Genomic DNA, 13,294 nt, shown 5'->3' on the forward strand with positions numbered 1-13,294 from the left:
TGCTTCATACGTGACGGTGCCCGCCGCTTCAACGAGCGCCGGTGGCAGTTTCGCACGCAAGTGATCCGGCACGGACACGACGTCCACCGCGCCTGACTCAAGCTGGTCAGGCGCAATTACGTTGGGGCCATCAACGCGTTCGCCGCCGGAGTAGCGCGCCCAGTACACCTCGCGGCGGCGGGCGTCGGTGAGGATGAGGGAGGAGCCGCGCACAAGCAAAGCAACCGCATCATGTGTGCACACACCATGCACGGGCACCCCCAGGGCCTGCCCAAACGCGGATGCAGTAGCCATGCCCACGCGCAGACCCGTGAAGGGGCCGGGGCCGCAGCCCACAACAATCGCCTCTAAGTCGGTGAACGCGAGCCCTGCGGACGCGAGCAGTTCCATCACCGTGGGAACCAGCAGCTCATTGTGGGCACGCGTCGGGGTGACCACCTCCGCGAGGGTCTCCCCCGAACGCGCATCAACGATGCCGGCCACCAAATCTGTGGTGGCCGTATCAAGCGCGAGGACAATCATGTGGCTGCTGGGCTACTGAATACGTGGGCCGAAACGCCACATGCTGCCGTCGTAGTGGACCGGGAAACCCTGCTCAGTGCTGAAGATCTCCTGGAAATAGTTGTCTCCGCACAGGTCCATCACGTTGGCCGGGACCGCATCAACTGCGACAGCCTGCTCACTCGAATCATCGAACAGCAGAATGTAGTTGTTGCTACCGTCCAGTTTGATCTGATCCGCAAGATCACCGGCGGCCTGCAGCTTCATGTCCACCAGCTGCTCCGGCTCGTTGTTGCACACCGGAACAAAGCCTTGAATCTCCTGGCCGTACACGTAACGCAGGTCAATAATCTCGGCTGCGACGGCGTCATTGGTCGGCGGCTGCATCTCCGCAAGCGTCGTTGCCAACGACCCAGATGCTTCTGCTTCTCCAAGCGCTTTCTGCCCGGAGGCGGCGCTCAAACTCGGCATAACAAAAATCAGGGCTGCGAGCACGATCACCCACAGCGCGATAACAATGGCGGTCCAACCTTTTTGGCTAGCAGTCAGCTTTTGCATGGGACCAACCCTACTCTGATGGCGCCCAGGAGATGATGCGGGCCTGCGATTCTGGGTCTTCCATCGCACGCGTGTCACGGTCCAGAGTGACTAGTAGGTAGCGTGTGGCCAGCTGTTCAACGAGGCCCCCGCCCCACTCCGCCACCACGACGGCGCTATCGAGTTCGGAGTCCAGGTCGAGCGCATCCAACTCGCCGAGCGGGTCGACCGAGCCGGTGCCGCCGACGCTGTCGAGGAGCCGGTAGGCATCAACATGTACGAGCGCAGGCCCACCCGTCGGGTTTTTGTGTTCGCGCGCGATGATGAAAGTGGGGCTAGTCACGCGCCCTTTCACACCCATCCCTTGGGCGATTCCCTGCGTGAGGGTGGTTTTGCCGGCGCCGAGGGGGCCGTCGAGGATGACAACGTCGCCAGCTTCCAGCGCCTCGCCCAGCGTGCGGCCGAACGCGCGCGTGTCATCAGCGCTCGCGCATTCGACGGTTCCTGGGGAATCAAACGGTTGCTTCATGGCTCTCCTGCTTATCGACGTACTCCCTCACCACACGCCCACCCGGCGCACACACCACCTCGTAGTGGATCGTGCCCACCCGGCGCGCCAGCTCAGCGGCCCTCATGCCGCCGCCTCCGAAGATGACTGCTTGGTCACCGACATTAATACCCGCGCGGTCAGCCCCCAGCCACACGATGAATTGGTCCATGCACACCCGGCCGACCTGTGGGTAGCGGCGACCACCGATGGTGACCTCGATGTTGCCTTGCCACGCACGCGGGATTCCGTCGGCGTATCCCATCGGGACAATGGCGGTCCACCCATCTTCCGGCGCTGTCCAGGTCAGGCTGTAACTGGCCCCCTCTCCCTTGCTGATGCGCTTCACGGCGGTGAGCCCAGCGGACAGGGTCATCGCTGGTTGAAGTTCAGCACCAGGGCCAGCCGTCGCGTCGGCCCCAGTGCCCTCCACCGGGTTAAGCCCGTAGAGCGCGATACCCGGGCGGACCATCCCGAAAGCATTTTCCGCACCGGTGAGTGTGCCCGGTGAGTTGGCCAAATGGTTCACGGGCACCTCTAACCCGTGGGTGCGGGCAAGGGTGATGGCCCGCTGAAAAGCATCACGCTGCACCTGGTTGTAGGGATGGGTGGGTTCATCAGCACAGGCAAAGTGCGACATCAGACCGCGAACCTCCAGGCCGGAGGCGGTGGCAAGGTCGAAGGCTTGCGGCCAGTCCTCCTCATCAATCCCGGAGCGATTGAGGCCGGTGTCCACGATGAGGTGCACGGGACGCTTCACATTGTGGTTCACCAGCCAACGCAGATGCTCCAGGCCGGGAACCCCCACCTCGATGCCCTCAGGGATCGCCTCCCCCGGCTGCCAAATCCACGCCAGTACCGGTTTATCGGTGAGCTGGCGGATCCGGGCAGCCTCCGCAAGAGTGGCCACCCCGAACGCGTCGGCGCCGGCGTCTTCCATCGCCGGGATAACGCGCTGCGCACCATGGTTATAGGCGTCTGCTTTGACCACGCACATGAGTTTGGCCTCACCCGCCACGCGCTTCATCACGGCAGTGTTGTGTGCAATCGCACCGAGGTCAATGGTCAAGGTGGCGGGACTCATAGCTGTCATTGTGCCAGCTGCCCCACATCACACCAGATGCAGCACACCCAGACCCGCCAACAACACCGCCACGGCCCACGTCGCACCAGCGGATACGGCTGCGGAGTTCTGTCGCGCAGCCTCAAACACGCGGCCGGCAGGGCTCTCCGGGTAGTGGCGAACCCAGGCGACAAGCAGGGCACATAGCGTGGGCAAACTCAACGCGACGGTGGCGTACAACACCAGGAAGGCGTAGCGGGTCCCCACTGGCACACCCGCCGTGGACAGCACTGCCAAACCACCGTAGAACGGCACCGACGTCGCTGACTGGATGATGCCCAGCACGAAGCCCACCAGCACCGTCGTGCCGGATGGGGTGCGCAGCGGCCGCATAATGCGCTGCACAAGCCCAGAATTGTCACCGCCACGCACAGCAAGCACCGCGGTAAGAAGACCGGTGGCAATGAGCAAAATGCCAAACACCGGCCCGTCGACAAAGCGATGCACCACATCGCCCAGCCCGTCGAATACGACGAGCATCAAGAAGGCCAACGATGCAACGCCGAGCCAGTCGCCGGCGATGAGCAAAGCGGCGGTCGTCGGAAAGCGAGGTGCCACAATGCCCACCGCGACGATGACCCCGATCAACAACAGGTTGATCGAGTCAATGAACGCGAAGCCGAGAGCTGCGAGCACTACTCGACCGTGACCGATTTGGCCAGGTTGCGCGGCTTATCAATGTCATCGTTGCCGCACTCCCGCGCGATGAACGCCGCGAGGAACTGCAACGGAACCGTAGCCAGCAACGGCTGCATGATCGTCGGCGACTGCGGGATGCGGATGAGCCAGTTCGCGTACGGCTCCACCGAGGTATCGCCTTCCTCCGCGATCACAATCGTCTTCGCGCCACGCGCCCGGATCTCCTGGATGTTGGACACGATCTTCGAGTGCAGCTGCGGCAACCCGCGCGGGCTCGGCACGATGACCACGACCGGCAGATCGTCCTCGATCAGCGCAATCGGACCGTGCTTCAACTCACCGGCCGCGAATCCTTCCGCGTGGATGTAGGCGAGCTCCTTCAGCTTCAGCGCTCCCTCAAGCGCAATTGGGAAGCCAACACCGCGCCCCAGGAAGAGCATCGTCTGCACCGCGCCAAGCGTCGAAGCAATCTGCTTCGCCTGGTCGTGGCTGGCCAGCGCCTCCTCGATCTTGGCCGGAATCGCCTCAAGCTCATCCCAGATCGCACGGATCTCATCCGGGTATTTCGTGCCCTTCGCCTGCGCGAGAGCAAGACCCACGATGTAGTTCGCCGCCACCTGCGCGAGGAACGCCTTCGTCGACGCCACACCGATCTCTGGACCCGCATGGGTGTACAGCACTGCATCGGACTCACGCGGAATCTGCGAACCATTCGTGTTGCACACCGCAAGCACCTTCGCGCCCTGCGTTTTCGCGTGGCGCACGGCTTCCAGCGTGTCAGCTGTCTCGCCGGACTGGGAGATCGCGAGCACAAGCGTGCGCTCATCCAGCACCGGGTCGCGGTAGCGGAACTCAGAGGCCACCTCAATCTGCACCGGGATGCGCACCCAGTGCTCAATCGCGTACTTCGCAGCCAAACCCGAGTGGTACGCGGAGCCACACGCGACAACGAAGACCTGGTCGAAGGACTCCAGGTCACGCTCAGAGATCGTGTTCTCATCCAACACCACGCGATCCCCATTCCAGTGGCCAGCAAGCGTGTCGCGGACTGCGGCGGGCTGTTCATAGATCTCCTTCATCATGAAGGAATCAAAGCCACCCTTCTCCGCAGCCTCTAGGTCCCAGTCGATGGTGAACGGCTTGCCTTCGCTCGGCGTTCCATCAAAATTGAGCACCTCGTAGGAATCCTTCGTGATCACCACGACGGAATCAGATTCCAGTTCGACCGCATCCTTCGTGTACTCAATAAAAGCTGCCACGTCCGAACCCAGGAACATCTCACCGTCGCCCACACCAACGATCAGCGGGGTTGACCGGCGCGCCGCAATGATGGTGTCTGGATGGTCAGCATGCGTAAACAGCACGGTAAACGCGCCCTCAAGACGGTTAAGCACGCTTAACGACGCCGCCTTAAAGTCCCCCGCCGTCTCCCCCGCGTTATACGCCTGCGCCAACAAATGCGCGGCGACCTCGGAGTCCGTGTCTGAGACCATTTCTATGCCGGCGCGCTCCAACTCAGCCCGCAGGGGCGCAAAGTTCTCAATGATGCCATTGTGAACAATCGCCGCCTTGCCGTCGAAGGACACATGCGGGTGAGCATTCTCATCAGTCGGACGACCATGCGTTGCCCACCGCGTATGGCCAATGGCGGTCGTGCCGGCCATCGCGCCTGGCCCCATCTCCGCAATCTTGTCTTCGAGGTTCTGCAGCTTGCCGGCACGCTTCGCCACATTGATGTGGCCACGGTCGACCACAGCGATGCCGGCGGAGTCGTAGCCGCGGTACTCCATTCGTCGCAAAGCGTCGAGCGCAATGCCAAGAGCCTGCTGCTTACCTACGTATCCCACGATTCCACACATGCGGACAACATTAATCTATGAACCGACTCCATCCCACTCTGTCCGCCCGTACCGTGGGACCAGCCATGCGCGAATGCAGTAGGGTTGGTGGCGTGTCTGCGAACCTGAAAAAGCTCAGTGAACTGTCCAAGCGAGGCCCGCACCGCGTACTCGAAGGCGACCTCGGCTTCACCGGCCTCCCCGGCAAGGTGTACGTCCCCGCTGAAGGCAAAACTATTCCCGGTATCGCTTTTGGCCACGACTGGATGAAAAACGTCGGCGACTACCACAAAACACTGCGCCACCTGGCCAGCTGGGGCATCGCCGTCGCCGCACCGGACACCGAACGTGGCCTGCGCCCCGATCACGCCGGCTTCGCCGCAGACCTAGAAACCGCCCTGCAGATCCTCGCTGGCGTGAAACTGGGAAACGGCAACGTCACCGTCTCCCCCAACCGGCTTGGCATCGCCGGCCACGGCATGGGCGGTGGCTGCGCCGTTCTGGCCAGCGTGGATAATCCCCAAGTCAAGGCCGTTGCCGCCGTGTACCCAGCTGATGTGGCACCATCCGCGATCACCGCGGCGCGTGGCCTATTCAAACCGGGCCTGGTCATCGGCCCGGATGAGGATTCCGATGGCATCCTCGCCTCCGGTAACCCCGCTCAACTCGCCTACAACTGGTCCGGCCCTGTTGCATACCGCACGGTGAAGAAAGGCAACCAGCAATCCTTCAGCGAGGACTCCCTGGCCAAACTGGTGCTGGGCTCTGGCCGCTCCAAAACCAGTGTGCAGGAAACCGTCCGCGGCTTGCTCACTGGTTATTTCCTCCACCAGCTGTGCAGCGAGAAAAACTACAGCGCCTACTCCGAGGCAGACGCCTCCGGCAAGGGAGTGAAATCCCTCGAAGGCCAGGACCTCGCCGACGCCACCAACCTGTTCTAGGTGGGCCGCTACCCCCTGTTTTCGGTCGGGCCCTCTTTTCGCAGCACACCCTGAACCTTGCCTGGCCGGAAACCCCGGTATACGCCCTGCGGCGTCACCGGTGGTGGCTTTTGAATGTTCATCTCTTTAGCCAACTCCTGCTGCCTCACCAGCTCCTCCATTTGACGCTGGCTTTGCTTCAGCACCTTCTCAAACTCGGCCATCCGGTAGGCCGTGCGGCGGCGGAACTGCTCCGCGTAATCACTAAATTCCATTACCAGCTCCTCGTCTTTCTGGTGCGTTGTTGATCTTCTTGGGCATCAGCGTTGGCAGCAGGCTCAGGCTGGTTCACCGGATTCTGTGCCGGCTTCTCCGTCGGTTTCTCTGTTGGTTTCTCCGTCACTGTCTCAGCTGCAGCGGGCGCACTCTCTCCCTTCTGTGGCAAGGATGACTTCTCCATCTGCTCCAATTTCTCCGGCGGTGTTTCCGGTTCTGATTCAACCGGGAGGATGTCTTCTTTCTCAGGGTCAAACCCAGCTGCTGACTCCGAGCTTGGTTCCGTGCTTGCCTCCGGGCTTAATTCAGGGCTTAATTCGGGGCTTGTTTCCAGCCCTGCTCCCGGCGTAACTGGCTCGCACTCAAGCTGCGCCAAACAATCAACAACTATTTGCTTAAAACCCTCCAAGCCCACGTTGAACTGCTCCAGCAGATTGATCCCGGCTGGGCCCGTCGGAGGAACCGTGGGCAACGACGGGCACGATGGAAGCGCCTCGCTGAAATCAACGTTGATATTCGCATCAATGTTCGCATTGATGTTCACGTTCAGTCCCTCAGCGTCCACTCCGACCGTCGAAGCAGGTGCAGTAGGTGCAGGCACCGGACTCGGTGGCGGCATGGGAGCTGGCGCAGGAGCCGACGCTGGCGCAGGAGCCGACGCTGGCGCAGGAGCTGACGCTGGCACAGGGGCCGGTGTCGAAACAGGCTCAGGAGCTGGACCAGGTTCAGGAGCTGACGCTGGCGCAGGGGCCGGTGTCGAAACAGGCTCAGGGGCTGGACCGGGTTCAGGAGCGGGAGTTGGCGACGACGGAGACTCAGGTTCAGGGTCCGGGGCAGGTACCGGCTCTGACGGTGGGGCTGACTCCGGCGAGCAGTACTCCTTCGATTCTGGTGGTGCCTTAGTTCCCTCCTTGCACAGCTCATCAAGGTGCTCGTAGCAGCAGCCGATGGACTCGTTTCGGTCGTCCACAATCTGTTCAATGAAAGAAAGTGCCCCGATGATCAGAGAGATGACCTTTTCCCCTACGCGGATCAATGGGTGCCGCTTTAGCAACGCAGTGAGAAAGAGAACCACCTGGATAATCTCAGTTACCCCGGTTTCGGCATCATCGCTGATCTCTTTGATGGCGTCGATGCAGGACTGTGCCTGGCGCCACAGATCGTCCAAAACATTGGAGTGTTCCGTTTGTTCGGTATCCAGCTTCTTCTCGTGGCCAGTAATGCCAATTGCATCGAGCCAATAGGATGCTCCGATGCTGCCGGCTTCAAAAAGAAATGTTGCGAAGTTGCCCAACTGCTTCAGCAGACCACCGGATTTGCTGCCGCGGGACGGCGCGGAGTTCACGCGTTGTACTTGATCCGGCAAGGCGGTGTTGTTCATGCCATTGGTCATATCCAGTTTGGAGGAGATGGATTTGACCATGGATTCCACCCGTAAAACATCGTCAGGCGAAATACCAGGCACACCGGCTGTCCCGAGTGAGATAGCATTCAAACCTTCTTTGATCTGTGCATTACCCATGAGTATTCAATTCCCCTGCAGTCGTGCCATCCGTCGACGACACATCCTCCGCCATCGTGAGCATGGACTTGTACTGCTCCACACGCGACCGTAGCCGGTCAAGAGTGCGCTCGTAGACAGCATCTACGGATGCAGCGAGGGCCTCCCCATGCCCCACAAACCCCTCACCAAATGATGCCGGATCGATCTCTGGCTTGTTGGCCACCAGATCTGCAATAGCATCGTTGTACTGGTTGATCGCATCATTAATACGCGCCCGGAAATCCTCCGGGTCGAGTTCTAACGACGTATTCACATTGATCCCCCGCTTGGTCGAGCCGCCTAGGGCAGGCGGCAGTCTTTATCTTCCATAGACTTAGACTGCCTTACCCCCCGGTTTGGTTCCCTCAAATCCCAAACTTTTTTCAAAAAGGGGGTAACTATACCGCCGCGACAACAGCAGCAAGACGGCCGGCAACTCGTCGGGCCTGCTCTTCTTCAGCGGCTTCGACCATGACGCGGAAAAGTTCTTCGGTGCCAGATGGGCGTAACAGCACGCGGCCGCTGGAGCCGAGTTCGTTTTCGGCTTCGACGATCGCCGACGTCACCGCAGGATCATCAAGGATGAGTGATTTATCGGACACTGGGACGTTGATGAGCACCTGTGGCAGGACCGTCATCACGCTGGCGAGCTCTTTGAGGCTCTTGCCGGTTTCCGCCATGCGCTGCATGAGCATGAGACCGCACAAGGTGCCATCCCCAGTTGTGGCGCACTCCGGAATCACCACATGACCCGACTGTTCACCGCCAAGCGAGAACCCCCCGCGCCCCAATTCCTCCAGCACGTAGCGGTCGCCCACCTTGGTTTCACGCACCTCAATGCCCTCCCGCTCCATCGCAAGCTTCAAACCAAGGTTGCTCATCACAGTTGCCACCAGCGTGTTTTTGCGTAGCGACGACTTCTCCTTCATATTCACAGCCAAAATCGCCATGATCTGATCCCCGTCAACCACATTTCCCTCAGCATCGACGGCGAGACAGCGATCCGCATCACCATCATGAGCCAAACCAAGATCCGCGCCGTGGGCAACCACAGCCTTCTGGGTTTGCTCGATGTGTGTGGAACCAGCGTTGTCATTGATGTTGTACGCGTTCGGCTCGTGGAAAATCGGAACGACCTCCGCACCCGCCGTCGCGTATGCCTTCGGCGCAATCCGGGACGCTGCACCGTTCGCGCAGTCCACCACAACCTTGATGCCGTTCAGCGGCGTGGCCACGGACTCTTCCAAGTGCTGCAGATAGCGCTTGAAAGCATCCGGGGATTCCTCCAAGATGCGCCCGATACCGGTGCCAGTCGGGCCCGCTTCGTCGATGGAGGCCATGGCACGTTCGATGCGGTCCTCCACATCGTCGTCAAGCTTCTTGCCCCCTGCTGAGAAGAACTTGATCCCATTGTCCGGCATGGGGTTGTGCGAGGCGGAAATCATCACACCGATATCCGCACCGTAATCATCGGTGAGGAAAGCCAGGCCCGGCGTAGGAATCACCCCCACGCGCAGCACATCAACGCCTTTCGACGCCATCCCCGCCGCCATCGCCGCCGCCAACATTTCCCCCGATACACGCGGATCACGGCCAATGATTGCCGTGGCGCGACGCTGCTCCGACATTTTCGTCTCAGTCAGCACCATCGCCGCCGCCTGCCCGAGCTTCATCGCCAACGGGGCCGTCAACTTCTCATTAGCCAGCCCACGCACACCATCGGTTCCAAAAAGTCGAGTCATGACAGCCAATTATGCCCGCCACGTATACGCGGCGCCGCAACCACCCTTACCCCTCCCCACACAAGGCGAAAACGCCGCTACCCCACAGCAGGGATAGCGGCGCTTGGCCAGTACTGAAAACAGTAAACGATTAACGCTTGGAGTACTGCGGTGCGCGACGGGCCTTGTGCAGACCAGCCTTCTTACGCTCAACAGCACGAGCGTCACGGGTGAGGAAACCAGCTTTCTTCAAGGTGGGACGCTCAGCCGGGTTGTAGATGTTCAGCGCACGGGCGATAGCCAGACGCAGCGCGCCAGCCTGGCCGGTCGGGCCACCGCCACCAATGTTGGCCTTGATGTCGAACTGGCCTTCGCGCTCAAGCAGAACCAGCGGGGACAGAATATCCTGCTGGTGCAGCTTGTTCGGGAAGTAGTCCTCCAGATCACGGCCGTTGACGGTGATCTTGCCTTCGCCCTCAACAACGGTCACACGAGCAATCGCGCGCTTACGGCGACCAACGGTCTGGATCGGGCCCTCGTGGTAAGCCGGAGCTTCAGCCACGACCTCATCTTGAGTGTCAGCCTCAGCAGCGACTGCGTCACCGATGGTGTAGTTGAATTCCTCGGTAGCCGCGGTTGCAGCGTCGATGTCGGTCTCGCCAGCGAGATCGCTAGCGGTATCTGGGGTGATATTCGGCTCGGTCATTACTGCGCCACCTGCTTAAACTCGAAGGTCTCCGGCTTCTGCGCCTCATGCGGGTGCTCAGAGCCGACGTAGACGTGAAGCTTCTTAATGGACTGACGGGAGAGGCGGTTGTGCGGCATCATGCCCTTGACTGCCTCCTCGATGACACGGTCCGGACGCTCATCCAGAGCACGGCCGAGCGTGATGGACTTCAAGCCACCCGGGTAACCGGAGTGACGGTAACGCGTCTCACGCTCACGCTTGTTGGAAGAAATGTGGACCTTGTCAGCATTGATGACAATAACGTGGTCACCGGTGTCGACGTTCGGTGCGAACTGTGGCTTATGCTTACCACGCAGCAAGTCAGCTGCGGTGGAAGCAAGCTTGCCCAGCACCACGTCGGTAGCGTCGATGACGTACCACTTACGGGTAATGTCACCGCTCTTCGGGTGGTAGGTAGACATTCATGACTCCTTGAAGTCTTAAATCTAGAAGGCTGCCGGCCATGGCGTGCTTCCCCGTCCCCATCCCTTATCCGGCGGCCGGTGGAGACCCGGTGAGGTGGGCCGGGCACACATGCACCCGGAAAGAAAACACACAGGGCATCAACTCTAAAGCACCCGCCCCTGAAAACCCAAAACGCCGGCGGGCGGAACATGTCCGCATACCGGCGCCTGGATAACCATTAACCGCGCCTGCCCAGAATGAACCAAATTAAATGAAATGACTAATGGAATGACCTGGGGCAGGCCACGAAGCTTTATCTCTCGTATTAATCCTCCCTACTCTTCTGGGATTTAAGGTCGCATGATCTTAAGACCAGCTGTTTGCTGCCGCGGTGTTGACGGCCTTCATGCGCTGATTGCCCTCTTCAACCGCGCGACCAATGGTGGACAGAATTTCAGCAAGCTCCAAAGCCGCGGCATCCCACTTGTCTTGGTGCTGCTTGTAGCTGGTCGCTGCGTCACCTTCCCAAGCGGAAACCATCGGCTTGATCTGTGCCTTTAGGTCTTCCAGCTGGCCGGTGATTGTGCGCGAGGACGTCTCAATATCTTCCGCAGCCGCAGACAGGGACGCGAAGCTGTACTTAATAACGGACATGATGTGGAATCTCCTTAATCTTTTACAGTGTCAGTGACTTACAGCGGCAGCCCAGCAGAAGCGGCGGACGTGAAGGAATCTGAGTTCTTAGCCTCCACGTTCTCGAAGTTTCCGGCGTTGTCACGGATGTTGTCAGCGATGCCGCGGAGGGCTTCACTCAGGCGACGCTCAGCGTCGTCGAAACGCCTCATGAGACCATCGAAGCTCGTCTGTGCCTGACCGGTCCAGTAGCTGCGGGTAGATTCCGCAATGTCCTGGAGGCGGTTGAGTTCCGTATTCACCGAGTCATTGGTCGCGTCAACGTTGTTCGCGGCCGTGCGCATGACGTCGGCTTCTGTCCTGAATTGATCGTTACTCATCTTTCCCCCGATTGGTGGTTGTGTGATTGATGGAAGTGGTCCGGCTCCTCGATTGGCGCCGTTCCTATTTACTTAGACTGCTTCAGGACCCCATTTGGTTCCCTCACAATCCAAAATTGTGCAAAAAATTTTTTCACACGCGGTCTACCTGCACTTTCTTCAGGCTATGGCGGGTTAAACCGTGCGGTGTCGTTTGCCATCGTGCAGGCGGCCAGCTGAATTGTTGTGGGTGCCGTGCGGCTATGGCAACCAATAGAAATCTGGTAGTCATGCTCAGCCCACGCGACCCAGAGTGCTTCCGAACCATCCGGAAGCACGTGACGGTAGCGGATCTTTCCGCCCACACGTTCAAGCAGAGTGAGTTCCGGGTCTTCGGTGATTTCCTGCTCAATCTGTCCCATTACTGCCTCCGTCGGCACCCCGTATAGAGGGTCCACCGCGAATTGGATGCGCAGGTCCGGGTCGGATCCAGTGGCACGCCACATGTCCTCATCGGGCGCGAGGGCGAAGCCCGCGGGAAGTTCAACGCTCAGGCCATCTTGGCTCAGAGTCACGGTTTCAGGCGCAGGCGCAGGCGTGCTGGAGAGCTCTGCGGAAGACTCAGTAGACGTAGAAGGCGAAGCAGAAGGTGACGCAGGCGCAGAAGCCGTGGATGACGATCCCATCACCCGTCCCATGACAAACCAGATCGCCACAGCACACAGCAGAATCACCACCCCAACAACACCGATGAGCAGTAAGTTCACCCGTCGCCCCTTGTCCTGCACATTAAGGGTGAGGCGGGAAACAGTGACGGTGTCCTGTTCGGAGATGGCGGACGCAGGGGTGTCAATAAGCGAGGCTGCTTCCACGTTGTACTCAGTGAGAAGTGCGCGAAGCTCCTTCACGAGGGTGTCCTCCGCGGCGACCTCAATGCGCACGGACGTGGGGTGCTCGGCGAGCAGCCCACGGACGGAGGCGGCGATGTCGGCGGCGGTCGGCTCGTCGAAGCGATGCAAGTTCGCGGCGCCACTGAAGATCGCGCATCCCTCTGCTACCTCGATGCGCAGCACGTGGCGTGGTTGGTGGAGCGTATGGGTCATGGGGTTTCCTCCCTCGCAGCGATCTGGATGGGGCCAGCATTGTCCCCGGCGCGGACGAGAATGCCGCGGCCCGGGTTAAGTGGGATCGGGCGAACACCGAACAGTTGGCCTTCTTCACGGGTGCCGGAGAAGATGACGGCATCGGGCTGCTGGTCGCGCAGTGTGGACATGAATTGGGACATCAGCGCGCGTGCGGCACCACCGAATTTGCGCGCGACGACAATATGCAGGCCAATGTCTTGAGTATGTGGCAGCAAGGGCATGAGGGGTTGGAGGTGTTCGGGCGGGAGGAGCTCGAAGTCGTCGATAAGCAGGTAGATGTCCGGGCCGGTCCACCAGGAACGCGAGGCGAGCTGCTCCGCGGTGACGTCCGCGCCGGGAAGGCGGGCGGTCAGCGTGGCGGCAGTATCCGCGATCGCAGT

16 protein-coding genes and 1 pseudogene are annotated in these 13,294 nt (G+C 60.4%); 1 reads left to right on the plus strand and 16 read right to left on the minus strand.

Annotated elements, in window-relative coordinates; translation table 11 throughout:
• The 6 genes from tsaB to glmS all read right to left on the minus strand — a co-directional run.
• Positions 1 to 522, minus strand: a 522-nt coding sequence (tsaB, locus tag F4V54_RS08480; protein WP_150386854.1) for a tRNA (adenosine(37)-N6)-threonylcarbamoyltransferase complex dimerization subunit type 1 TsaB, incomplete at its 3' end; no start/stop codon positions are given.
• A 12-nt stretch (positions 523 to 534) separates the two neighbouring features.
• Entirely contained in the window at positions 535 to 1,059 is a 525-nt protein-coding gene (locus F4V54_RS08485; RefSeq protein WP_034664187.1) for a hypothetical protein, read from the minus strand.
• A gap of 10 nt (positions 1,060 to 1,069) precedes the next feature.
• On the minus strand, positions 1,070 to 1,567 hold the full coding sequence (tsaE, locus tag F4V54_RS08490) for a tRNA (adenosine(37)-N6)-threonylcarbamoyltransferase complex ATPase subunit type 1 TsaE (protein ID WP_150386855.1): 498 nt from the start codon (positions 1,565 to 1,567) through the stop codon (positions 1,070 to 1,072).
• Positions 1,551 to 2,669: an alanine racemase gene (gene alr / locus F4V54_RS08495; RefSeq protein ID WP_150386856.1), complete on the minus strand. Its 1,119-nt coding sequence runs from the start codon at positions 2,667 to 2,669 to the stop codon at positions 1,551 to 1,553. The genes tsaE and alr overlap by 17 nt, the downstream gene beginning before the upstream one ends.
• Before the next feature lie 27 nt (positions 2,670 to 2,696).
• Positions 2,697 to 3,344, minus strand: a complete 648-nt coding sequence (locus F4V54_RS08500) for a GAP family protein (RefSeq protein WP_102723978.1) — start codon at positions 3,342 to 3,344, stop codon at positions 2,697 to 2,699.
• On the minus strand, positions 3,344 to 5,206 hold the full coding sequence (glmS, locus tag F4V54_RS08505) for a glutamine--fructose-6-phosphate transaminase (isomerizing) (protein WP_150386857.1): 1,863 nt from the start codon (positions 5,204 to 5,206) through the stop codon (positions 3,344 to 3,346). Before glmS ends, F4V54_RS08500 begins: the two co-directional genes overlap by 1 nt.
• 92 nt (positions 5,207 to 5,298) lie before the next feature.
• Between glmS and F4V54_RS08510 the strand changes: the two genes are divergently transcribed.
• Positions 5,299 to 6,126, plus strand: a complete 828-nt coding sequence (locus F4V54_RS08510) for a dienelactone hydrolase family protein (RefSeq protein ID WP_150386858.1) — start codon at positions 5,299 to 5,301, stop codon at positions 6,124 to 6,126.
• 8 nt (positions 6,127 to 6,134) lie between these two features.
• Here F4V54_RS08510 and F4V54_RS08515 read toward each other — a convergent pair whose 3' ends face one another.
• The 10 genes and pseudogenes from F4V54_RS08515 to F4V54_RS08560 all read right to left on the minus strand — a co-directional run.
• Entirely contained in the window at positions 6,135 to 6,380 is a 246-nt protein-coding gene (locus tag F4V54_RS08515; protein WP_150386859.1) for a hypothetical protein, read from the minus strand.
• Positions 6,380 to 7,903 (minus strand): hypothetical protein, encoded by a 1,524-nt coding sequence (locus F4V54_RS11640; protein ID WP_150386860.1) that lies wholly within the window; start codon positions 7,901 to 7,903, stop codon positions 6,380 to 6,382. The genes F4V54_RS08515 and F4V54_RS11640 overlap by 1 nt, the downstream gene beginning before the upstream one ends.
• Positions 7,896 to 8,198 carry a hypothetical protein gene (locus F4V54_RS08525; RefSeq protein ID WP_150386861.1) on the minus strand — a complete coding sequence of 101 codons (303 nt, stop codon included), beginning with the start codon at positions 8,196 to 8,198 and terminating at the stop codon, positions 7,896 to 7,898. The genes F4V54_RS11640 and F4V54_RS08525 overlap by 8 nt, the downstream gene beginning before the upstream one ends.
• Positions 8,199 to 8,322: 124 nt before the next feature.
• Positions 8,323 to 9,666: a phosphoglucosamine mutase gene (gene glmM, locus F4V54_RS08530; RefSeq protein ID WP_150386862.1), complete on the minus strand. Its 1,344-nt coding sequence runs from the start codon at positions 9,664 to 9,666 to the stop codon at positions 8,323 to 8,325.
• 130 nt (positions 9,667 to 9,796) lie between these two features.
• Positions 9,797 to 10,351, minus strand: a complete 555-nt coding sequence (gene rpsI / locus F4V54_RS08535; RefSeq protein ID WP_034664202.1) for a 30S ribosomal protein S9 — start codon at positions 10,349 to 10,351, stop codon at positions 9,797 to 9,799.
• Positions 10,351 to 10,794, minus strand: coding sequence for a 50S ribosomal protein L13 (rplM, locus tag F4V54_RS08540; protein WP_034664204.1), 444 nt, complete (start codon positions 10,792 to 10,794; stop codon positions 10,351 to 10,353). The genes rpsI and rplM overlap by 1 nt, the downstream gene beginning before the upstream one ends.
• A 349-nt stretch (positions 10,795 to 11,143) precedes the next feature.
• Positions 11,144 to 11,431 carry a WXG100 family type VII secretion target gene (locus tag F4V54_RS08545; RefSeq protein WP_034664206.1) on the minus strand — a complete coding sequence of 96 codons (288 nt, stop codon included), beginning with the start codon at positions 11,429 to 11,431 and terminating at the stop codon, positions 11,144 to 11,146.
• A gap of 38 nt (positions 11,432 to 11,469) precedes the next feature.
• On the minus strand, positions 11,470 to 11,790 hold the full coding sequence (locus tag F4V54_RS08550) for a WXG100 family type VII secretion target (protein ID WP_034664208.1): 321 nt from the start codon (positions 11,788 to 11,790) through the stop codon (positions 11,470 to 11,472).
• 164 nt (positions 11,791 to 11,954) lie between these two features.
• Positions 11,955 to 12,872: a type VII secretion-associated protein gene (locus F4V54_RS08555; protein ID WP_150386863.1), complete on the minus strand. Its 918-nt coding sequence runs from the start codon at positions 12,870 to 12,872 to the stop codon at positions 11,955 to 11,957.
• Positions 12,869 to 13,294, minus strand: a pseudogene (locus tag F4V54_RS08560) (type VII secretion protein EccC); the annotation flags it as partial. The pseudogene F4V54_RS08560 and the gene F4V54_RS08555, both read right to left, overlap by 4 nt.

Origin of the sequence: Corynebacterium tuscaniense, from assembly GCF_008693065.1 — a bacterium.
Lineage (GTDB): Bacteria > Actinomycetota > Actinomycetes > Mycobacteriales > Mycobacteriaceae > Corynebacterium > Corynebacterium tuscaniense.

Excerpts from the sequence above, each read along its gene's own strand:
- rplM (WP_034664204.1), bottom strand. The coding sequence starts at position 10,794 with ATGTCTACCTACCACCCGAAGAGCGGTGACATTACCCGTAAGTGGTAC.
- glmS (WP_150386857.1), bottom strand. The coding sequence starts at position 5,206 with ATGTGTGGAATCGTGGGATACGTAGGTAAGCAGCAGGCTCTTGGCATT.
- F4V54_RS08545 (WP_034664206.1), bottom strand. The coding sequence starts at position 11,431 with ATGTCCGTTATTAAGTACAGCTTCGCGTCCCTGTCTGCGGCTGCGGAA.
- F4V54_RS11640 (WP_150386860.1), bottom strand. The coding sequence starts at position 7,903 with ATGGGTAATGCACAGATCAAAGAAGGTTTGAATGCTATCTCACTCGGG.
- F4V54_RS08555 (WP_150386863.1), bottom strand. The coding sequence starts at position 12,872 with ATGACCCATACGCTCCACCAACCACGCCACGTGCTGCGCATCGAGGTA.
- tsaE (WP_150386855.1), bottom strand. The coding sequence starts at position 1,567 with ATGAAGCAACCGTTTGATTCCCCAGGAACCGTCGAATGCGCGAGCGCT.
- F4V54_RS08485 (WP_034664187.1), bottom strand. The coding sequence starts at position 1,059 with ATGCAAAAGCTGACTGCTAGCCAAAAAGGTTGGACCGCCATTGTTATC.
- alr (WP_150386856.1), bottom strand. The coding sequence starts at position 2,669 with ATGAGTCCCGCCACCTTGACCATTGACCTCGGTGCGATTGCACACAAC.
- F4V54_RS08515 (WP_150386859.1), bottom strand. The coding sequence starts at position 6,380 with ATGGAATTTAGTGATTACGCGGAGCAGTTCCGCCGCCGCACGGCCTAC.
- F4V54_RS08550 (WP_034664208.1), bottom strand. The coding sequence starts at position 11,790 with ATGAGTAACGATCAATTCAGGACAGAAGCCGACGTCATGCGCACGGCC.
- rpsI (WP_034664202.1), bottom strand. The coding sequence starts at position 10,351 with ATGACCGAGCCGAATATCACCCCAGATACCGCTAGCGATCTCGCTGGC.
- glmM (WP_150386862.1), bottom strand. The coding sequence starts at position 9,666 with ATGACTCGACTTTTTGGAACCGATGGTGTGCGTGGGCTGGCTAATGAG.